The following is an 18,013-nucleotide window of genomic DNA, read 5'->3' on the forward strand; positions in this document are numbered from 1 at the left end:
GCCATGAGGTTCCGCGTCGCCATCGGCGTGCTGGCGGGCGACTTCGGGTCGCAGCAACTGGCCTTCGCGCATCTGGTGGACGCGGCACCCGAGGCCGATCTGGATCAGGTGGAGGTCCTGACGCGGCCCTTTGCACGCCGTCTGGGGCATTTCCTCGACAGGGCCGACGACCTGCCCGACATGGCGGAGGATACGCTGATCCTACTGTTGCCTGGCTCCGGCGTGCCGCTGGCGGCGACCGACCGGCTGCGCGTGGTGGGGCGGTTCCCGGGCCGCGTCACCCGCGCCCTGATCCCGGAGGAGTGACATGCGGCCGGGCGCCCTGAACCTCATCACCGACATCGCGGGCCTGCGGGTTGGGAATGCCGATGATGCGAAGGTCCGGTCGGGCGCGACCGTCCTGCTGGGCGACGCGCCTTTCGTCGCGGGCGTGCATGTCATGGGCGGCGCGCCCGGCACGCGCGAGACCGACCTGCTGGCCCCCGACAAGACGGTGCAGGAGGTGGACGCGCTGGTCCTGTCGGGCGGGTCGGCCTTCGGGCTCGACGCCGCGTCGGGCGTGGCGGACGGGCTGCGCGCGATGGGGCGGGGGTTCGCCGTGGGCGACCAGCGGGTGCCGATCGTGCCGGGGGCCATCCTGTTCGACCTGCTCAACGGCGGCGACAAGGGATGGGACCGCAACCCCTACGGTGCCCTGGGCCGCGCGGCGCTGGACGATGCGGGGCGGCAGTTCCCGCTTGGCAGCGTGGGCGCGGGCTTCGGGGCCACGACGATGGATCTGGCGGGGGGGCTGGGGTCGGCGTCCGTGGTGCTCGACTGCGGCATCACGGTAGGCGCGCTGGTGGCGGTCAACGCGCTCGGCTGCGTCTGCGACGACGGGGGGCGATTCCACTCCGCGCCCTATGAGATGGACGCGGAGTTCGGGGGCCGCGGCCCGGCCCGCCTCGACCCCGCATGGGAGCCTTACGGCGACCGGCGGCAGGGGCAATCCACCACCATCGCCATCGTCGCCACCGACGCCGTTCTGACGCAGGCGCAGGCAACGCGGCTTGCGGTGGCAGCGCACGACGGCATGGCCCGTGCCATCGTGCCGAGCCACACGCCCATGGACGGCGATCTGGTCTTTGCAGCCGCGACCGGGACGCGCGCCCTGCCGGACCCCGTGTGGGACGCCCTGCGCCTGGGTCACGCGGCATCCGCCTGCCTGAGCCGGGCCATCGCGCGCGGGGTCTACGCCGCGGACGGCGGCATTCTGCCGGCCTGGCGGGACCGCCATGGATGACGGACCCGGACGGAGCACCGCGCGTTGACCATGCGTCAACCATAAGGAGACCCCGATGACATACCCCCTCCGCCTGATCGCGGCCCTGTCGCTGACGCTGGGCGCGACCGCCTGCATGGACACCGCCGGCACCTCGCCCGGCACGCTGGCGCCGATCGAACGCGCGGCCCCCGGAACCACCGCCCCCGTCGGACCGGACTCGGGGCCGTGCCGTCAGGGTCTGGACGCGACGGGAACCGGAACCTGCGTGGTGGACGAGTCCGAAGACTGAGTTCGGCCCAGGGCGGTCCCGGCCATCACGGGCGGGGCCGGTCGTTCGCATCGCACTAAAATGCGAGGTATTTTCCGCCTGCGCGGCATCATTCTGTCAACCTATTGCGGGATACATCGGTCACGGGTCGCACGGCCGGCGACGGTCCGCTCCACGCAACATGGGATACCCGACATGAATCTGACGCGTCTTGTCTACTACAGCCAGCACAACCCGTCGATGAGCCTCGGCGTCCCCGATCTGATCGCGACGTGCCATCGCAACAATGCCGCCCTGGACGTGACGGGCTTCCTGCAGTTCAACGGCCACTCCTTCCTTCAGGTCCTGGAAGGTGGGCGGGCCGAGGTGAGCAGTCTCTACAACCGGATCGTCACCGACCCGCGCCACCTCAACGTTATCCTGATCCAGTGCTGCGACGTGCGCGAACGAATGTTCCCGGGCTGGTCCATGGGCCTGCACGAAGGAATGGACGAGCAGACGAAGAAGGTCTTCCTGCGCTATTTCTCGGGCAACACCGTCAACCCGGAGACGATCGGCGCGGACAGCCTCCTTGCCGCGCTGCGCGACCTGTCGCGGGAGATGGCCTGACCCGGACCCGTCGCCCGGCGGAAGGCACATGGCCTGACCGAAGACGTCACGAGCGGCAACCGTGACCGGCGATGTATTCTCGTTCCGAGGTCAGACGATGAACAGGCGGATGACCCATGCGACCGTCCCGAGGACCAGGACGGACATGACCCAGATCGCGACGAACCACCCCAGCCGCCGGACCAGCGGCGGACGCGGCGCATCGGGATCACGGGGCGCGGGCGCCATCAGTGATACCCCGTGTCGGCATCCACCTTGCCGCGGAACACCCAGTAGGCATAGGCGGTGTAGGCCAGGATGATCGGCAACAGGACGGCGGCGCCCACCAGCATGAAGATCTGGCTGGCACGCGGGGCCGCGGCCTCCCAGATCGTGACTTCGGTGGGCACGATGTAAGGAAACATCGACATGCCGAGACCGCCGAAGCACAGCACGAACAGCGCGAGCGCCAGGACGAAGGGGCGGTATTCGTGGCGGTGCACAGTCAGCGACCGGAACATGGCCGCCGCAATGCCCAGAACCGCCAGTGCGACCAGGGCCGCCAGCACGATCCGCCAGTCACTGAACCAGCGGTTGTAGTAGCCTTCCTGAAGGAAGGGCGTCCAGAGGCTGACCACCCCGATGAAGCCGATGGTTGCCACGCCCAGCGGCCAGGCACGCGCGCGCATCCGTTCCTGCAGGGGCCCCGACGTCTTCATCACCAGCCAGGTCGCGCCCAGCAGCATGTAACCCACGACGACCGCGACCCCGACCGTGACCGAGAAGGGCGTCAGCCAGTCCCACCAGCCGCCGGAATAGATGCGGGCCGCCTTGTCGATCTCGATCCCCTGCAACAGGCCACCCAAGGCGACCCCCTGCGAGAATGCCGCCACCAGCGATCCGCCGATGAAGGCGATGTCCCAGACCCACCGCCAGCGATCGGTGCGCCAGCGGAACTCGAAGGCGACGCCCCGGAAGATCAGGGCGAGCAGCATGGCGATGATCGGCGCATAGAGCGCCGGCAGGATCAGCGAGTAGGCCAGCGGGAAGGCCGCGAACAGGCCACCGCCGCCCAGCACCAGCCAGGTCTCGTTCCCGTCCCAGACGGGCGCCACGCTGTTCATCATCACGTCGCGGTCCCCCCGGTGCCGTTCGGCCGCGAACAGGATGCCGAGCCCCAGGTCGAACCCGTCGAGCACGACGTAGATCAGCACCGCGAGCGCGATCAGGAACGCCCAGATCACCGTGAGGTCGAAGGAAAAGCCGTCGACGAGGGGCATGGTTCACTCTCCCGGTTTCATGGCGGCGGGATGGCGGCGGGCCTCCTGCGGGGCGGGGGTGATGCCCGCCGTGCGGATCGGTCCCTTGGCACTGTCGCCCAGGCGGGGTTCGTCGAAGACCGGCGGCCGCGACATCAGCCGCAGGATGTAGAAGGTGCCTGCGCCGAAGACCGCGAAATAGATCACGATGAAGGCCACCAGCGACGCCCCCACCGCAGGCGCGGCCAGGGGCGCCACGCTGTCGACCGTCCGCAGCATGTTGTAGACGGTGAAGGGCTGGCGGCCCACCTCGGTCGTGATCCAGCCCGCGATCACGGCGATCAGGCCCGACGGCGCCATGACGAGCGCCGCGCGGTGCAGCCACGGCGTGTCGTACAGCCGTCCGCGCCACCGTGCCCAGAGCGACCAGAGCCCGATGCCCAGCATCGCGAAGCCGAGGGCCACCATGATGCGGAACGACCAGAACACGATGGCGACGGGGGGCTGATCCTCGTCGGGGATCGTGTCGAGGCCGGCGAGCGGCGCGTTCAGGTCGTGCTTGAGGATCAGCGACGACAGCTTGGGGATGCCGAATGCGTAGTCCAGCGTCTGCGTCTCGTCATTCGGGATGCCGAACAGGTAGAGCGGCGCGCCGCCTTCATGGCTTTCGTAATGCCCCTCCATCGCCATGACTTTCTGCGGCTGGTATTCCAGCGTGTTCAGGCCGTGCGCGTCGCCGAGCCCGATCTGGACCGGCGCGAAGATCGCGGCCATCCACATCGCCATCGAGAACATGGTGCGGGTGGCGGGGCTCGTCTCCTCGCCCCGGCGGCGGCGGCGGAGCAGGTGGAAGGCGGCGACGCCGCCGACGATGAAGGCCGTCGTCAGATAGGCCGCCGTGACGGTATGCGCCAGACGATAGGGGAAGGACGGGTTGAAGATGACCTGCCAGAAATCGGTGGGCAGGAACTGACCCGTGGCGGCGTCGATCTCGAACCCCGCGGGGGTATGCATCCAGCTGTTGACCGAAATGATCCAGAACGCCGAGAAGAACGTGCCGAGCGCCACGGCCGCGCAGGCCGCCATGTGCAGCGCGTCGCCGACCTTCTCGCGCCCGAACAGCATGATGCCGAGGAACCCGGCCTCGAGGAAGAAGGCCGAAAGCACCTCATAGGCCATCGGCGCGCCGATGACCGGACCCGCCTTGTCGGAAAAGACCGACCAGTTGGTGCCGAACTGATACGACATGACGATGCCCGACACGACGCCCATGGCGAAGGCCAGCGCGAAGATCTTCACCCAGTAGCGGAACAGGTCGAGATACTTGTGGTCCCGCGTCTTGAGCCACAGCGCGTTCAGCACCGCCAGATAGCTGGCCAACCCGATGGTGAAGGCGGGAAACAGGAAGTGGAACGAGACCGTGAAGGCGAACTGGATGCGCGCCAGAAGGACCGCGTCGAATGAGCCGAGCATGCCATACCTCGATGTGCTGTCGCATCCCCGATCTAGGCCCCATGACGAGCCCGAACAACGAATTGTGGCGCCGTGTCGCAGGTGCGGCATCACCGCCGCGCGGCGAAGAACCCGGCCAGCAGGGCCGCGCAGGCAGGGGCGTCGATGCCGTCGTGAACCTCGGGCCGGTGGTGGGTCTGGGGGTGGGCGAAGACGCGCGCGCCCTGCAGCACACCGCCCGATTTCGGATCGGCCGCGCCGAAATACAGCCGGTCGAGCCGGGCGTGCGCGATCGCCTGCGCGCACATGGCGCAAGGCTCCAGCGTCACCCAGAGGTCGCAACCGCTCAGCCGTTCCTGCCCGAGCACGTCGCAGGCGGCGCGGATGGCCAGCATCTCGGCATGTGCGGTCGGGTCGCGCAATTCGCGCGTGCGGTTGCCGGCCTGCGCCACGATGCGCCCGGCCCGCGTGACCACGGCGCCCACCGGAACCTCGCCGCGTGCGGCGGCGGCGCGGGCCTGCGTCAGGGCATCGGGCATGAACGACCGGAACATGCCCCCTTTGGCCCGTTCGCCCGCGCCTTGGCAAGCCGCTTCCCCCCGCGACGCATTGGCGCTAAGCGAACCCCATGTCCGATGAAACCAGCAGAGACGGCGACCGCATCGCCAAGGTGATTGCCCGCGCGGGCGTGGCATCGCGCCGGGATGCCGAAGTCCTGGTGCAGGAGTTGCGCGTGACGGTGAACGGCCGGACCGTATCGAACGTGGCGACGAACGTCCTGCCCGGCGACCGCGTGACCGTGGATGGCAAGCCCCTGCCCCGCCCCGATGGCGCGCGCCTCTGGCTCTATCACAAGCCCGCGGGGCTGGTGACGACGGCGCGCGACGAAAAGGGGCGCGAGACGGTGTTCGACGCCCTGCCCGCCGACCTGGGGCGGGTGCTGTCGGTGGGGCGGCTCGACCTCAACTCCGAGGGGCTGCTGCTCCTGACCAACGACGGCGAGTTGAAGCGCCAGCTTGAGCTGCCGACGACCGGCTGGCTGCGGCGGTATCGTGCGCGGGTGAACGGCACGCCCGACGAGGCGGCGCTGGACCGGCTGCGCGCGGGGATCACGGTCGAGGGCGACGACGGGCCGGAGACCTTCGCGCCGATGCAGGTGACGCTCGACCGGCAGCAGGGTGCGAACGCCTGGCTGACGCTGGGCCTGCGCGAGGGGCGGAACCGCGAGATCCGCCGGGCGTTCGCGGCGGTGGACATGTATGTGAACCGGCTGATCCGGGTAAGCTATGGCCCGTTCCAGTTGGGCACGCTTGCGGCCGGAGAGGTCGAGGAGGTGAAACCCCGCATCCTGCGCGATCAGCTGGGCGACACATTCGACGGAGAACTGGCCGAGAGCCGGAAAGGTGGGCCGATGGCCGACGAGGACGACAGGAAGCCGAAGGCCCCGGGCAAGGGCGTCAAGCCCCGCGCGCCGCGCAGCGAGGGCGACCGGCTGGTGGACAAGGGGCGCGGCAAGCCTGCCTGGGACAAAAAGGGCGGCCGCCCGCGCGGCCCGGCCCGCGCGCGCACCGAGGATGCGGCGGAGGCCCGGTCCGACCGCGCCGCCCGACCCGACCGCCCGCGGACGACAAAGCCGCCCGTGACGCGCAACGACGGCGACGGATCGCGGCCCGCCCGCGGTGCCCGGCCCGCGAAGGACGGCGAAGGCAGACCCCGGCGCGAGGGCGACAAGCCAAGGCCCGATGGCGGCAAACCTCGCCGCGACGGAGAGAAGCCGCGCTTCGGTGACGGCAAGCCCCGGCGCGACGGCGACAAGCCGAAGTTCGAGAGCGGCAAGCCCCGACGCGACGGAGAGAAGCCGCGCGGCCCCGGCGACAAGGCCCGCAGCGATGCCCCCCGCGGCGCCAAGCCTGCCGAGCGCCCCAAGGAGACGAAGGGCGAGCGGACCGCCCGCCTGCGCGCCGACACATCGGTCAGCCTGCGAAAGGGCGGGCAGCGCGGGCGCGGGGTCGTCAAGCCGAAGAAGGCACCCTCGACCAAGCGGATGAAGAAGCCCGAGGAGGGCGGCAAGGATTAATCCTCGCCCTCCGGCGCGGTGGCGTGAGTCTTCATCAGCCCCGCCTGCGCGATGAAGAAGGCGAACATCGCGATGGGCAGGCCGAAGGTCTTGAAGTTGACCCAGGCGTCGGTCGACATGGTGCGCCAGATGACCTCGTTCGCCACGGCCAGCCCGACAAAGAACCAGGCCATGCGCTTCGTCAGCAGCAGCCATCCGGCATGGGTCAGCGGCATCGCCTCCGAAAGCACCAGCTGAAGGTAGCTGCGCCCCCGCCACAGGCCGAAGAAGAACACCGCCGCGAACAGCAGGTAGATCAGCGTGGGCTTCATCTTGAAGAACCGCTCGTCGTTCAGCCAGACCGACAGGCCGCCGAAGACGGTGACCAGCACCGCCGTCACGATCTGCATCTGGCTGAGCTTGCCCGTCAGCCACCAGAGCGCGGCGGTTGATGCCAGGATCAGCGGGATGAACAGGGCGGTGACGACGATGAAGCCGTCGTATTCGCGCCCGCCGATCAGGAAGGTATCGTCCCGCAGCCAGAGGTATCCGGCGAAGAACAGGGCGACCGGCCCAAGCTCCAGCGCGGGTTTCAGCCATCCGGGGGTGGGGCGTGCGGTCATCGGGCATCTCCTTTCGGCCGACATAGGCGCTTCAGCCGCCGAACTCCACCACCACCGCGCCCAGTGCGATGAGCGACATCAGGATCAGGCGGCGGGGGCCGACCGGCTCCTTCAGGACGACCCAGCCGATAAGCGCGGCGAAGACGGTGGAGGTTTCGCGCAGGATCGCCGCCTCGCCCACGGAATCGAGCCGCGTGGCCATCATGATCGACCCGAAGGAGCCGAAGGCGACCAGCGCGCCGGCGACGGCCAGCCGCACCATCGCGGGGTCCGGCCGGCGCCACTTGCCGCGCAGCGCGGCGATCAGCGGAAAGTCCCATGACGTCAGCATGAAGAACCAGGCGAGAAAGGTGAACGGATCGGGCACCGAGCGGATGCCGAAAGCGTTCCATGTCGTGTAGACCGCGACCATCATGCCCGTCGCCACCGCCAGCGCCAGTGCCGGCCCCAGGCTGTCGCGGCCGACGCGGACGCGGGCCATGTTGTAGGCCGAGAGACCGAACAACCCGGCCAGCAGGATGCCGACGCCCAGCCATTGCACCGGGCCGAAATGCTCGCCGAAGATGACGCCCGCGCCCAGCACGGTGAACAGCGGCCCCGTGCCGCGCACCACCGGATAGACGACCGTATAGGCGCCCCTTTGGTAGGTCGCGCCTTGCAAGGCCTTGTAGGTGAACTGGATCGCGGCGGCGCCGGCCAGCACCCACCACAGGTCGGCCGGCGGCCAGGGCACCACGAACAGCGCGACCGGCGTGGCGATGCAGAAGATGGCCACGTCCATGATCGTGCGCGAGGTCCAGGGGTCGAAGCGCGCGCCCTTCTGCAACGCGCCGAAGAGCGCGTGCAGGAACGCGGCCAGCAGCGCCAGCCAGAGCGCGAGGGTGTGGCCCCGCGCCGTCCCCTCGACCGCGGCGATCCAGTCGATCATACGGCGGTGCGGCGCACGGCCCTCCGGTCAGGGGGCATCGGGCGTCCAGCTCAGGTGCAGGTCCGCCGACCGCGCCAGCCGCGCGACGAAATCGGCGGATGCGAGGCCGGAGGCGAGGCTGCCCACCTGCACCGCCGAGATGCCGTTGCCCCCCACGCGGAGGTTCAGCACCCCGCGCGGGCGCGGCAGGGTGGCGGTGAAGGCCCGCGCGGCGGCAAGGTTCTGCGCCTGATCGCCGCTCTCCTGCTCCGCCAGCCAGCGGGTCGCCTCCGTCCGCAGGCGCGTGAGCCGGTCGCCGACGGTCTGCGGCCCGCCCCAAAGAAGCATCCGCCCGAAATCCTCATGCGTGCCGTCCATGTCGACCGTCGCGTCGAGCCGGTCGAGCCGCAGCCCCATCGCCGCCGCGGGCACGAAGGGCAGCGTCTGGGGCACGCCGGTCAGGCGCGCGCTGAACTGCAACTGCGCCGCATCGCCCGCGCGCAGGCTGAGCGAGTTGATACGCACGCTGCCGTTGTCGGCCTGAAGGTCGAAGGCCACCGCAAGCCCCGGCCTGTCAGGTGCCCGGCGAATGAGACGGGGGCGGGCGACGCCCTCGGGTGCGGGGGCCAGGCTCTCCGCTCCGCCGGTCAGGCGGTCGGGCAGCGCGTCGGGCAGGGCCGAGATGTCACCCGAGAGCGTGACCGTCCGCGCCGTCCAGCGGTCGGCGCCCAGCCCCAGCGTCACGTTGCGGAACCGGCAGGCCCCGGCGACCGACGACACCTGCCCGGCGGTGGCGTCCTCCATCCGCTCCAGCAGGGCGCGGCAGTCGGCGCGCGTCGCGGCCCCGGCCGGCAGCGCGGTCAGCACCGCGACGAGGGCCAGCCACCTCATGCGTCGAGCCCGACCAGCGCCGCTGCGAATTCCTCCGGATCGAAGGCATCGAGGTCGTCGATCTGCTCGCCCACGCCGATGGCATGAATGGGCAGGCCGAAGCGGTCGGCCAGCGCCACCAGAACGCCCCCCTTGGCCGTCCCGTCAAGCTTGGTCATCACGAGGCCCGAGACGTCCGACAGCTTCTGGAACACCTCCACCTGCGTCAGCGCGTTCTGGCCGGTGGTCGCGTCCAGCACGAGCAGGGTGTTGTGCGGCGCGGTCGGGTCCTTCTTGCGGATGACGCGGACGATCTTCGCCAATTCCTCCATCAAGTCGGCGCGGTTCGAAAGGCGCCCGGCGGTATCGATCAGCAGAAGATCCGCGCCCTCGGCCTCGGCCCGCGTGATCGCGTCGAAGGCGAGCGAGGCCGGGTCCGATCCCTGCGGCGCGACCATGACGGGCACGCCCGCGCGGTCGCCCCAGACCTGCAACTGCTCGACCGCGGCGGCACGGAAGGTGTCGCCCGCGGCGATCACGACCGATTTGCCAGCGGCGCGGAACTGGCTGGCCAGCTTGCCGATGGTGGTGGTCTTGCCCGATCCGTTGACGCCCACGACCAGCACGACCTGCGGCCGCTGCGGCGTCAGCGGCATGGGGCGGGCGACCGGTTCCATGATGCGGGCGATCTCGGTGGCCATGATGCGCTTGATCTCGGGGGTGGACAGGCGGCGGCCCATGCGTCCTTCGGCCATGTTGGCGGCGACGCGCTGCGCGGTGTCGACGCCCATGTCGGAGGCGATGAGCAACTCCTCCAGCTGCTCCAGCATCTCGTCGTCGAGCACGCGGCGCGGGGCGGTGTCGGGGGCGGGGCGGCCCATGATGCGGTCGAGCAGGCCGGCGCGGGGCGCGGGTGCAGGCTCGGGCTCAGGCGTCGGTTCGGGCCGTGGCGCCGGGGGCGCCTGCGGCTCAGGCTCAGGCGCGGGCGGTTCGGGCGCGGGCGGGATCTCCGGCTCGGCGGGCGCATCCTCGACCCCCTCCTCGACGATGGCGTCCAGCCCCTGCTCCAGCTTGGACGACGACCGCGTCAGGCGATCCTTGAGCTTGCTGAAAAACGACATGGCGTCACCCCCTTCGGCCCCCACCTAATATGGTGGGGGCACGGGGGAAAGTCCGGTTGACAGCCCGGCGTCATGGCCCGACCGTCCGGCGGATGCTGCGCCTCGTCCTCCTGATGCTCCTTCTGGCCGCGCCGCTGCGCGCCGACCCGCCGCCGCCCATCGCCTGTTCGGAGGGCGCGGACGGCCCGCGCCACTGCATCCGCGCGGCGCGTTTCGTGACCGATGTCTGCGCGCAGATCGAGGCGGAGGCCCTTCGCCACGACCTGCCCCCCGCCTTCTTCGCCCGGCTTCTATGGCAGGAAAGCCGGTTCGACCCCAACGCGGTCAGCCCCATGCGCGCCCGCGGCATCGCGCAGTTCATCGACGGCACCGCCCGCCTGCGCGGCCTGCGCAACCCGTTCAACCCGGCGGAGGCGATCGAAAAGTCCGCCGCCTACCTGGCCGAACTGACCGCGCGATACGGGAACGTCGGGCTGGCCGCCGTGGGCTACAACGGCGGCGAGAGGCGCGCCGAGGGATTCATCGCCAGGACCGGCGGCCTGGCGCGCGAGACGGTGGACTACGTCCGCATCATCACCGGGCGGAGCGCGGAGACCTGGCGCGACGACCCGCCCGAAAGCCACGACTTCGCGCTGGACGGCGACACCCCCTTCCGCCCCGCCTGCGAGGCGATGGCGCGGGACCGGCGCTTCTCGCCCATGGTGGACCCCGCGCCACCCCTGTCGCCCTGGGGGGTGCAGGTGGGCTTCGGCCGCGACCTTGACGGCGCCCGCGCGGCGCACGGCCGCCTGTCCGACGCCTGCCGCGCGGCAGCGCCCGTCGCGCGGCTCGAACTGGTGCCGCTGAGCCGGCGGGGGCCGGGCCGCCCGCCGATCATCGCCGCGCGCATCGGCGCCCAGTCGCGGGACGAGGCCGTGCAGCTCTGCCGCGCCATATCGGACGCCGGCTGCGTCTGCCGGGCCTATCGCAACTGATCGCCCGACACCTCCTCCGGGAAATGCTTGATGACCGCGCGGATCGGGTTCGGCGCCGCCTGCCCCAGACCGCAGATCGACGCGTCGACCATGGCCCTCCCCAGCTCCTCCAGCAGCGGCGCATCCCAGGCGTCGGCCTGCATCAGCTTGACCGCCTTCTCGCAACCGACGCGGCAGGGGGTGCATTGACCGCAGCTCTCGCTCTCGAAGAAACGCAGCATGTTGAGCGCCGCATCCCGCGCGCTGTCGGCCTCCGACAGGACGACGACGGCGGCCGAGCCGATGAAGGAGCCGTGGGGTTGCAGCGTGTCGAAGTCGAGCGGCACGTCCGACATCGACGCGGGCAGAAGGCCCGACGACGGGCCGCCGGGCTGATAGGCCTTGAAGACGTGGCCCGGCGCCATGCCGCCCGCCGCCTCGATGATGTCGGCGATGGTCGATCCGGCGGGCAGCAGATGCACCCCCGGCCGCGCCACCCGCCCCGAGACAGAATAGGATCGCAGCCCCCGGCGCCCGTTGCGTTCGACCGCCGACAGGATTTCCGGCCCCTCGCGCAGGACGCGGGCGACCCAGTGGCAGGTCTCGATGTTGTGGACGAGCGTCGGGCGCCCGAACAGGCCGACCTGTGCCACATAGGGCGGGCGGTGACGCGGCAGGCCGCGCTTGCCCTCGATCGACTCGATCATCGCGGATTCCTCGCCACAGATGTAGGCGCCGGCCCCCCGCCGCAGGATGACGTCGCCCGGCCGGATCAGCTCCGCCGCCTCCAGCGCCGCGATCTCCCGCCGCAGGATTTCCAGCACCGCGGGATATTCGTCGCGCATGTAGATGTAGATGCGCTCCGCCGCGACCGCCCAGGCGGAAATCAGCATGCCCTCGAGGAACAGATGCGGCTGGCGTTCCAGGTGGAAGCGGTCCTTGAAGGTACCTGGCTCGCCCTCGTCGCCGTTGACGGCCATCAGGCGCGGGCCGGGATAGCCCCGCACGAAGCCCCATTTCTTTCCGGCCGGGAACCCCGCGCCGCCAAGGCCGCGCAGACCGCTGTCGGACACGACCTGCTGCACCTCCTCCCAGTCGCCGCCTGCGCGCAGCCGGGTCAGCACGTCGTATCCGCCGCCTGCACGGCAGGCCGCCAGGTCTTCGTAGTCGGGGATCACGGGGTGGAAGTCGCCCGCGTCGATGGTCGCCTGCACGGCTTCCGGCGTGGCGTGGTCGACGTGCCGGTGCCCGATCTCGACGACCGGCGCGGTGTCGCAGCGGCCCATGCAGGGGGCGCGCAGAACACGGACCCGCGCCGGGTCGTGCCCGGCCTGCAAGGCGGCGAGCAGCGCCTCCGACCCCGCCAGTTCGCAAGACAGCGAGTCGCAGACGCGGATCGTCAGGTCGGGCGGCACCGGGTCGTCTTCGCGCAGGGGGTCGAAGTGGGCATAGAAGGTCGCCACCTCCCAGACCTCGGCCATCGACAGGCGCATTTCATGCGCCAGGGCCCGCAGGTGCGCGGCGGACTGGTGGCCGTGGGCGTCCTGGATCAGGTGCAGGAACTCGATCAGCATGTCGCGGTCGCGCGGCAGGTCGCCCAGCAGCGCGCGGACGTCCGCCAGCGCGTCGTCGTCGTATTGCCGGCCCTTCGGCGTCCCGCGGCCCTTGCCCCGGCCCGATTTCCAGACACCCGCCTTCTTTCCGTCGTCCAGCATCCGAGACCCCCTTGGACATGCCCCGCACCCTAGGCCGGGCAGCCCCCGGCCGATGGCGCGATTGCGACCCCGCGCGGGGAGTTTGCGATGTGTGCCACCCCGCGGCAACCCCCGGACCCTGCGCGGGCCGCTGTCCGTCACGGGGGCACCTGTGCGTTCCGGTCACGAACCTGCGCGCCGCCGCGTCGGGGATGGACACGGCGGGCGCCGGACGCGACTGTGCGCCGAAAGATCCCGGAGACCCATGATGCGCCCCATCCTCGCCCTCGTCCTGTCGCTCGCCGCGACGCCTGCCCTCGCCGAACGCATCGTCACCCCCGACGAGTTCGACGCGATGGTGACCGGCCGGACCCTGCATTTCGACCGCCACGGCGAAGCCTATGGCGCGGAGCAGTATTTCGAAGACAAGCGCGTCATCTGGTCCTTCGAGGACGGCGAATGCCAGCGCGGCATCTGGTTCGCGAACACGCGGGGCCAGATCTGCTTCGTCTACGACAGCGACCCCACGCCGCAGTGTTGGGATTTCCTCGAAGCCGACGACGGCGCCTTCCGTGCCCGGCTCGACGGCGACGAGGCGGCCGACGACCTGGTCACGCGCAACGTGGGCAACGACGCCCTCGACTGTCCGCTGCCCGATCTGGGGGTCTGACGGGCGCGGGTCAGGACGGTGCCCGCCGACCCAGGGGCAGGAACGCATGGTCCAGCACCCGCCGACGTCCTGCCCGCGCCGCCGTGCGCGCCGAGGCGACGTTCAGCCGGTGGATCGTTCCGACCAGCAGGCGGTCGGGGTCGATGTCCCGCCACGCGGCCCAAGCGCGTTGGGCCGAGGCCCCGAACCCTTGGCCGGGCGGCAGATACGTTCCGCGCAAGCGCCGGGTCCGTTTCGGCGAGATCCGCAAATCGTGCCGCCACCATCTCGACCGCCGTCCCGGCATCGTCCAGCGGCGCGAGCGACACGCGACCGTCCGGCGGGGCCATGTCGCGGTAGCGGGCGAGGTGGATGCTCATGTCCACGAAGGCCGTGGCTGGAAGCGTTGCATCGGGCGCGACCAGGCTCCGCAGGTGAAGCGGGGCGAAGGCGGCCCATTCGGACGCGACGCAATCCCCTAGCGCCCGCCAATCCGTGAAATCGTGGGCGATCACCTCGACGAAGGGGCGCGCGACGTCTTGGCCATAGAAGCGTATGCCGCCGATCATCCGCCCGCTGGCGGAGGCCACGAGACGGTGGTCGTAGTCTCCGGGCGCGATCCCCGGCAGGTCGATGTGGTCGGAGAACAGGCGCGCGAAACCGGGGTCCGCGATGCGCGCGACCTGACGGTCGAACCAGTCGGTCAGAAGCCCGGACCCCTGCCGCCCGAACAGCCGCCGGGCCAGATCGGCCTGCGGAGCGAGGGACGGCCAGTCCGCCGCGGCCGTCAGAACAGGCTGCCCTGATCGGGTGCGGGCGGCTTCGGCTTGCCGCGAGGCGGGGTCTGCCCTGCGGCGGCGTCGACGGTGTCGCCCCCCGCGAACTGGATCGTGACGATGCGCGCGGCGCGGACGGCCGCGCTGTCGGTCAGGACGCGGTCGCCGTCGCGGATGACGGCGAACCCCCGGTCGAGCGTGCGCTCATACCCCAGCGATAGCCGCAGCCGGTCAAGCGCGGCCAGCCGGTCGCGAGCCCGGTCGTGCCGCCCTCGCGCGCCGGTGACGAGGCGGTCGGCCAAGCCCGCCAGCCGCTCCCCGTCCTGCCGCATCAGCCGCATGAGCGGCGCGGGACGCAGGTGCACGAGATCCAGCCGCGCGCGCTTCTGCCGCGTGGCGCGGGGCAGCGCGGTGTCGAGACGTGTGCCGAGCTCCGCGAGGCGCCGCCGCCGGTCCGCCAGCCGCGCGGTCAGGGCCGCGGGAACGATCCGCCCCTCCAGCCGCGACAGGATCACCCGCGCCCGCGCCGTCCGCGCGCGCAGCGTCGCGGGCAGGCGGTCGGACGCGAGGTCCAGCCGTTGCCGCGCCCCGGCCAGCAGCGCATCGGCGCGCGGCAGGCCCCGCGACAGGTCGGTCAACCGCTGGCCCCGTGCGGCCACGATGCCGCGCGCAGCCCGCGCCTGCCGCGCGCCCAGCCCGTCGACATGCGCCAGCAGGTCCAGCCGCACCGGCACCGCCATTTCCGCCGCCGCCGTGGGCGTGGGCGCGCGCCGGTCGGAGGCGTGGTCGATCAGCGTGGTGTCCGTCTCGTGCCCCACCGCGGAAATCAGCGGGATCGCGCTTTCGGCGGCGGCGCGGACGACGATTTCCTCGTTGAAGCCCCAGAGGTCCTCGATCGACCCCCCGCCCCGCGCCACGATCAGAAGGTCGGGCCGCGGGATGGCCCCGCCCGGCGGCAGGGCATTGAAGCCACGGATCGCGTTCGCCACCTCGGGCGCGCTGGCGCGGCCCTGCACGGCGACGGGCCAAATCAGGACGTGGCGGGGAAAGCGGTCACGCAAGCGGTGCAGGATGTCGCGGATCACCGCCCCCTGGGGCGAGGTGACGACGCCGATCACCTCGGGCAGGAACGGCAGCGGCCGCTTGCGCGACGGGTCGAACACCCCCTCGGCGGCAAGGGCCACGCGGCGCTTTTCCAGCATCGCCATCAGCGCGCCCGCGCCCGCCACCTCCATCGCCTCGACGTTGAGGTTGTACTTGGACTGCGCGCCGAAGGCCGACAGCTTGCCGGTGACGACGACCTCCATCCCCTCCTCCGGCGCGACGGAAAGCTGGGAGACCTGGCCTTTCCACGTCGTGCAGGCCAGCACGTTCCGGTCGTCCTTGATATCGTAGTAGAGGTGCCCCGACCGCGCGCGGAAGATGCGCCCGATCTCGCCCTTCACGCGGATGCGGCCGAAGGCATCCTCCAGCGTGCGCTTCACCGCGCCCGAGATTTCCGAGACGGTGTATTCGCCTTCGTTGCGCCCGCGCGCCGGGCCGCTGTCGTCGATCAGATCGTCCATGGTTCCTCCTCTAGCAGCCCCCGCCCCGCGACCGCCAGTGCGGCTTGTGCCCCGCCCGCAGCCCCCCTAGACCGCGCCCGAGGCAAGGGAGGGCGCGATGAACATTCTGATCCTGGGGTCCGGCGGCCGCGAACATGCGATGGCCTGGGCCGTCCTTCAGAACCCTAAGTGCGACCGCCTGATCGTGGCACCCGGCAACGCGGGCATCGCGGATATCGCGGAATGTGCGGCGCTCGACATTCTGGACGGGGCCGCCGTCGCGGCCTTCGCCGACGAGGAGAGCATCGACTTCGTCATCGTCGGGCCGGAGGCGCCGCTGGCCGCGGGCGTCACCGACGCCCTGATCGCCGCCGGGGTCGCGGTCTTCGGCCCCTCCGCCGCCGCCGCGCGGCTGGAGGCCTCCAAGGCCTTCACCAAGGAGATCTGCGACGCCGTGGGTGCGCCCACCGCCGCCTGGGGCCGGTTCGACGACGCAGGCGCGGCGCGCCGCTGGATGGCAGACCGTCCCCTGCCCATCGTGGTCAAGGCCGACGGTCTGGCCGCGGGCAAGGGCGTCACCGTCGCCGCCACCCTGGCCGAGGCGGAGGCGGCGCTGGACGATATCTTCGGCGGGATGCACGGCCGCGCCGAAGTGGTGATCGAGGAGTTCCTGCACGGCGAGGAGGCATCGTTCTTCTGCCTCGTGGACGGCGACACGATCCTGCCCATCGGCACCGCGCAGGATCACAAGCGCCTGGGCGAAGGCGACACCGGCCCCAACACCGGAGGCATGGGCGCCTATTCCCCCGCCCCCGTCATGACGCCGCAGGTCGAGCGGCGCGCGCTGGAGGAGATCGTCCGCCCGACCATGGCCGAGATGGTCCGGCGCGGCACGCCCTTTCGCGGCGTCCTGTTCGTGGGGCTGATGATCGAGGGGGGCGTGCCGTCGCTGGTGGAATACAACGTTCGCTTCGGCGACCCGGAGTGCCAGTGCCTGATGATGCGGCTGGGGGGGCAGGCGCTCGACCTGATGCTGGCCTGCGCCGAAGGACGGCTGGCGGAGGCGCGGGTGAACTGGGCCGACGACCATGCGATCTGCGTCGTGCTGGCGGCCGAAGGCTATCCCGGCGCCGCCCGGCGGGGGACGGCGATCCGGGGGCTCGAATCCCTTCCGCGCGACAGCGGGCATATGGTGTTCCACGCAGGGACGGCGCGGACGGACGGCGTGGTGGTGGCCGACGGCGGGCGGGTGCTGGGTGTCGCCGCGCGGGCCGATACGCTCGCCGCCGCACGCGACGGGGCCTATGCGATGGTGGACGGCATCGACTGGCCCGGGGGGTTCTGCCGCCGCGACATCGGGTGGCGCGCGCTCTGACCGCCACGCGCGGGATCGTGTCGGCCCGGCGGCCAGCGATCATGCTTCCGTGACGGCTCGATGATGGCGGCGTGAGGGCGGTGCACCACGACGCGAACGCTGTGCGTGGGCGCACCATGATCCGCCATTTCTCACATGAACGTTCTTTGCAGGTGAGCGGTCCGGGGGCGCATCGTCATGACATCGCCGCAGGTCCCTCGGGTCGGTGCGGCGTCTCCGACACCCCCGGGGCCATTCCGGCCCCTGCACACGAAGGATCACCCCATGAAGACGTTTCTCGCCGCTGCCCTTCTCGCCCTCGGCACCCTGCCCGCCACCGCCGGGATCGCCACCGGACCCGCCGCCGCCATCGCGCATTTCAACATGGATGCCGACAGCCAGGGAGACCGGATCACCCCCGTCGCGGTGGACGCCTCCGCCGCCATGGCCTCGACCCGTGCCGCACGGACGCTGGCCGTGCAGGACCATTTCAACCGCGACGCGGATACGGCGAACGGCCATCGCGGGCTGAACGGCACAACCTCGGTCGCGGGTGCGCCTGCCCACGGCGCCGACATCTTCGCCCGCATCCGTGCGGCGCAGGCCGAAGACGAGTGACCCACCGGGGCCGGCGC

Annotated in this window: 21 protein-coding genes; 10 read left to right on the forward strand and 11 right to left on the reverse strand. The window is 71.1% G+C overall.

The genetic code is table 11. The features are described from left to right. Positions 1 to 3 precede the first annotated feature (3 nt). The 4 genes from JAN5088_RS15125 (at position 4) to JAN5088_RS15140 (ending at position 2,141) form a co-directional block, all read left to right on the forward strand. Entirely contained in the window at positions 4 to 306 is a 303-nt protein-coding gene (locus JAN5088_RS15125; protein WP_055683652.1) for a hypothetical protein, read from the forward strand. Between the two features lies 1 nt (position 307). Continuing rightward, a complete protein-coding gene (locus tag JAN5088_RS15130; protein ID WP_055683653.1) occupies positions 308 to 1,282 on the forward strand; it encodes a P1 family peptidase in 975 nt (324 codons plus the stop codon). 55 nt (positions 1,283 to 1,337) lie between these two features. Continuing rightward, positions 1,338 to 1,553 (forward strand): hypothetical protein, encoded by a 216-nt coding sequence (locus tag JAN5088_RS15135; protein ID WP_055683654.1) that lies wholly within the window; start codon positions 1,338 to 1,340, stop codon positions 1,551 to 1,553. Positions 1,554 to 1,727: 174 nt separating this feature from the next. Further along, positions 1,728 to 2,141, forward strand: a complete 414-nt coding sequence (locus JAN5088_RS15140; RefSeq protein WP_055683655.1) for a BLUF domain-containing protein — start codon at positions 1,728 to 1,730, stop codon at positions 2,139 to 2,141. 90 nt (positions 2,142 to 2,231) lie between these two features. Here JAN5088_RS15140 and JAN5088_RS18370 read toward each other — a convergent pair whose 3' ends face one another. The 4 genes from JAN5088_RS18370 to JAN5088_RS15155 form a co-directional block, all read right to left on the reverse strand. Continuing rightward, positions 2,232 to 2,369 (reverse strand): DUF2474 family protein, encoded by a 138-nt coding sequence (locus JAN5088_RS18370; protein WP_082430034.1) that lies wholly within the window; start codon positions 2,367 to 2,369, stop codon positions 2,232 to 2,234. Further along, positions 2,369 to 3,400 carry a cytochrome d ubiquinol oxidase subunit II gene (gene cydB, locus JAN5088_RS15145; RefSeq protein ID WP_055683656.1) on the reverse strand — a complete coding sequence of 344 codons (1,032 nt, stop codon included), beginning with the start codon at positions 3,398 to 3,400 and terminating at the stop codon, positions 2,369 to 2,371. Before cydB ends, JAN5088_RS18370 begins: the two co-directional genes overlap by 1 nt. Positions 3,401 to 3,403: 3 nt before the next feature. Continuing rightward, positions 3,404 to 4,852 carry a cytochrome ubiquinol oxidase subunit I gene (locus tag JAN5088_RS15150; protein WP_055683657.1) on the reverse strand — a complete coding sequence of 483 codons (1,449 nt, stop codon included), beginning with the start codon at positions 4,850 to 4,852 and terminating at the stop codon, positions 3,404 to 3,406. 89 nt (positions 4,853 to 4,941) lie between these two features. Continuing rightward, on the reverse strand, positions 4,942 to 5,385 hold the full coding sequence (locus JAN5088_RS15155) for a nucleoside deaminase (RefSeq protein WP_055683658.1): 444 nt from the start codon (positions 5,383 to 5,385) through the stop codon (positions 4,942 to 4,944). A gap of 74 nt (positions 5,386 to 5,459) precedes the next feature. Here JAN5088_RS15155 and JAN5088_RS15160 point away from each other — a divergent pair, with 74 nt between their 5' ends. Then, complete coding sequence (locus tag JAN5088_RS15160; protein WP_143114687.1) at positions 5,460 to 6,908, forward strand: pseudouridine synthase; 1,449 nt, start codon at positions 5,460 to 5,462, stop codon at positions 6,906 to 6,908. Here JAN5088_RS15160 and JAN5088_RS15165 read toward each other — a convergent pair. Genes JAN5088_RS15165 through ftsY form a run of 4 tightly spaced genes read right to left on the reverse strand, consistent with a single transcriptional unit; the run spans position 6,905 to position 10,408 of the window. Beyond that, complete coding sequence (locus JAN5088_RS15165) at positions 6,905 to 7,510, reverse strand: inner membrane-spanning protein YciB (protein WP_055683659.1); 606 nt, start codon at positions 7,508 to 7,510, stop codon at positions 6,905 to 6,907. The genes JAN5088_RS15160 and JAN5088_RS15165 overlap by 4 nt on opposite strands. Before the next feature lie 31 nt (positions 7,511 to 7,541). Next, positions 7,542 to 8,438 carry an EamA family transporter gene (locus JAN5088_RS15170; RefSeq protein WP_055683660.1) on the reverse strand — a complete coding sequence of 299 codons (897 nt, stop codon included), beginning with the start codon at positions 8,436 to 8,438 and terminating at the stop codon, positions 7,542 to 7,544. Positions 8,439 to 8,465: 27 nt separating this feature from the next. Next, positions 8,466 to 9,308: a hypothetical protein gene (locus JAN5088_RS15175; protein ID WP_055683661.1), complete on the reverse strand. Its 843-nt coding sequence runs from the start codon at positions 9,306 to 9,308 to the stop codon at positions 8,466 to 8,468. Next, a complete protein-coding gene (gene ftsY, locus JAN5088_RS15180; RefSeq protein WP_055683662.1) occupies positions 9,305 to 10,408 on the reverse strand; it encodes a signal recognition particle-docking protein FtsY in 1,104 nt (367 codons plus the stop codon). Before ftsY ends, JAN5088_RS15175 begins: the two co-directional genes overlap by 4 nt. Positions 10,409 to 10,464: 56 nt before the next feature. On the opposite strand from ftsY, the gene JAN5088_RS15185 reads away from it, so the two are divergent. Next, complete coding sequence (locus tag JAN5088_RS15185; RefSeq protein WP_233489808.1) at positions 10,465 to 11,382, forward strand: lytic transglycosylase domain-containing protein; 918 nt, start codon at positions 10,465 to 10,467, stop codon at positions 11,380 to 11,382. Here JAN5088_RS15185 and JAN5088_RS15190 read toward each other — a convergent pair. Beyond that, positions 11,370 to 13,076: an NAD(P)H-dependent oxidoreductase subunit E gene (locus JAN5088_RS15190; RefSeq protein ID WP_055683664.1), complete on the reverse strand. Its 1,707-nt coding sequence runs from the start codon at positions 13,074 to 13,076 to the stop codon at positions 11,370 to 11,372. The genes JAN5088_RS15185 and JAN5088_RS15190 overlap by 13 nt on opposite strands. 244 nt (positions 13,077 to 13,320) lie before the next feature. On the opposite strand from JAN5088_RS15190, the gene JAN5088_RS15195 reads away from it, so the two are divergent. Then, a complete protein-coding gene (locus tag JAN5088_RS15195; RefSeq protein ID WP_055683665.1) occupies positions 13,321 to 13,725 on the forward strand; it encodes a hypothetical protein in 405 nt (134 codons plus the stop codon). A gap of 10 nt (positions 13,726 to 13,735) precedes the next feature. On the opposite strand, the gene JAN5088_RS18720 is transcribed toward JAN5088_RS15195, so the two are convergent. Then, complete coding sequence (locus JAN5088_RS18720) at positions 13,736 to 13,945, reverse strand: hypothetical protein (RefSeq protein WP_055683666.1); 210 nt, start codon at positions 13,943 to 13,945, stop codon at positions 13,736 to 13,738. A 262-nt stretch (positions 13,946 to 14,207) separates the two neighbouring features. Between JAN5088_RS18720 and JAN5088_RS15205 the strand changes: the two genes are divergently transcribed. After that, positions 14,208 to 14,510: a hypothetical protein gene (locus tag JAN5088_RS15205; RefSeq protein WP_055683667.1), complete on the forward strand. Its 303-nt coding sequence runs from the start codon at positions 14,208 to 14,210 to the stop codon at positions 14,508 to 14,510. Here the strand turns inward: JAN5088_RS15205 and xseA are convergent. After that, the gene (xseA, locus tag JAN5088_RS15210) at positions 14,492 to 16,045 is read right to left on the reverse strand and encodes an exodeoxyribonuclease VII large subunit (RefSeq protein ID WP_055683668.1); all 1,554 of its coding nucleotides are present in this window, start codon (positions 16,043 to 16,045) and stop codon (positions 14,492 to 14,494) included. The two genes, JAN5088_RS15205 and xseA, sit on opposite strands and share 19 nt — an antisense overlap. A gap of 97 nt (positions 16,046 to 16,142) precedes the next feature. Here xseA and purD point away from each other — a divergent pair, with 97 nt between their 5' ends. Next, positions 16,143 to 17,399 carry a phosphoribosylamine--glycine ligase gene (gene purD / locus JAN5088_RS15215; RefSeq protein ID WP_055683669.1) on the forward strand — a complete coding sequence of 419 codons (1,257 nt, stop codon included), beginning with the start codon at positions 16,143 to 16,145 and terminating at the stop codon, positions 17,397 to 17,399. 264 nt (positions 17,400 to 17,663) lie between these two features. Then, positions 17,664 to 17,996, forward strand: coding sequence for a hypothetical protein (locus JAN5088_RS15220; RefSeq protein WP_055683670.1), 333 nt, complete (start codon positions 17,664 to 17,666; stop codon positions 17,994 to 17,996). Positions 17,997 to 18,013: the final 17 nt, after the last annotated feature.

It is taken from the genome of Jannaschia rubra, assembly GCF_001403735.1.
Lineage (GTDB): Bacteria > Pseudomonadota > Alphaproteobacteria > Rhodobacterales > Rhodobacteraceae > Jannaschia > Jannaschia rubra.

Bases quoted from the DNA above. Each gene is read 5' to 3' on its own strand.
- xseA (WP_055683668.1), bottom strand. From the start codon at position 16,045: ATGGACGATCTGATCGACGACAGCGGCCCGGCGCGCGGGCGCAACGAA.
- JAN5088_RS18370 (WP_082430034.1), bottom strand. From the start codon at position 2,369: ATGGCGCCCGCGCCCCGTGATCCCGATGCGCCGCGTCCGCCGCTGGTC.
- JAN5088_RS15150 (WP_055683657.1), bottom strand. From the start codon at position 4,852: ATGCTCGGCTCATTCGACGCGGTCCTTCTGGCGCGCATCCAGTTCGCC.
- JAN5088_RS15220 (WP_055683670.1), top strand. From the start codon at position 17,664: ATGAAGACGTTTCTCGCCGCTGCCCTTCTCGCCCTCGGCACCCTGCCC.
- JAN5088_RS15175 (WP_055683661.1), bottom strand. From the start codon at position 9,308: ATGAGGTGGCTGGCCCTCGTCGCGGTGCTGACCGCGCTGCCGGCCGGG.
- JAN5088_RS15130 (WP_055683653.1), top strand. From the start codon at position 308: ATGCGGCCGGGCGCCCTGAACCTCATCACCGACATCGCGGGCCTGCGG.
- JAN5088_RS15165 (WP_055683659.1), bottom strand. From the start codon at position 7,510: ATGACCGCACGCCCCACCCCCGGATGGCTGAAACCCGCGCTGGAGCTT.
- JAN5088_RS15140 (WP_055683655.1), top strand. From the start codon at position 1,728: ATGAATCTGACGCGTCTTGTCTACTACAGCCAGCACAACCCGTCGATG.
- JAN5088_RS15135 (WP_055683654.1), top strand. From the start codon at position 1,338: ATGACATACCCCCTCCGCCTGATCGCGGCCCTGTCGCTGACGCTGGGC.
- ftsY (WP_055683662.1), bottom strand. From the start codon at position 10,408: ATGTCGTTTTTCAGCAAGCTCAAGGATCGCCTGACGCGGTCGTCGTCC.
- purD (WP_055683669.1), top strand. From the start codon at position 16,143: ATGAACATTCTGATCCTGGGGTCCGGCGGCCGCGAACATGCGATGGCC.
- JAN5088_RS15155 (WP_055683658.1), bottom strand. From the start codon at position 5,385: ATGTTCCGGTCGTTCATGCCCGATGCCCTGACGCAGGCCCGCGCCGCC.
- JAN5088_RS15190 (WP_055683664.1), bottom strand. From the start codon at position 13,076: ATGCTGGACGACGGAAAGAAGGCGGGTGTCTGGAAATCGGGCCGGGGC.
- cydB (WP_055683656.1), bottom strand. From the start codon at position 3,400: ATGCCCCTCGTCGACGGCTTTTCCTTCGACCTCACGGTGATCTGGGCG.
- JAN5088_RS15170 (WP_055683660.1), bottom strand. From the start codon at position 8,438: ATGATCGACTGGATCGCCGCGGTCGAGGGGACGGCGCGGGGCCACACC.
- JAN5088_RS15195 (WP_055683665.1), top strand. From the start codon at position 13,321: ATGATGCGCCCCATCCTCGCCCTCGTCCTGTCGCTCGCCGCGACGCCT.
- JAN5088_RS15125 (WP_055683652.1), top strand. From the start codon at position 4: ATGAGGTTCCGCGTCGCCATCGGCGTGCTGGCGGGCGACTTCGGGTCG.
- JAN5088_RS15160 (WP_143114687.1), top strand. From the start codon at position 5,460: ATGTCCGATGAAACCAGCAGAGACGGCGACCGCATCGCCAAGGTGATT.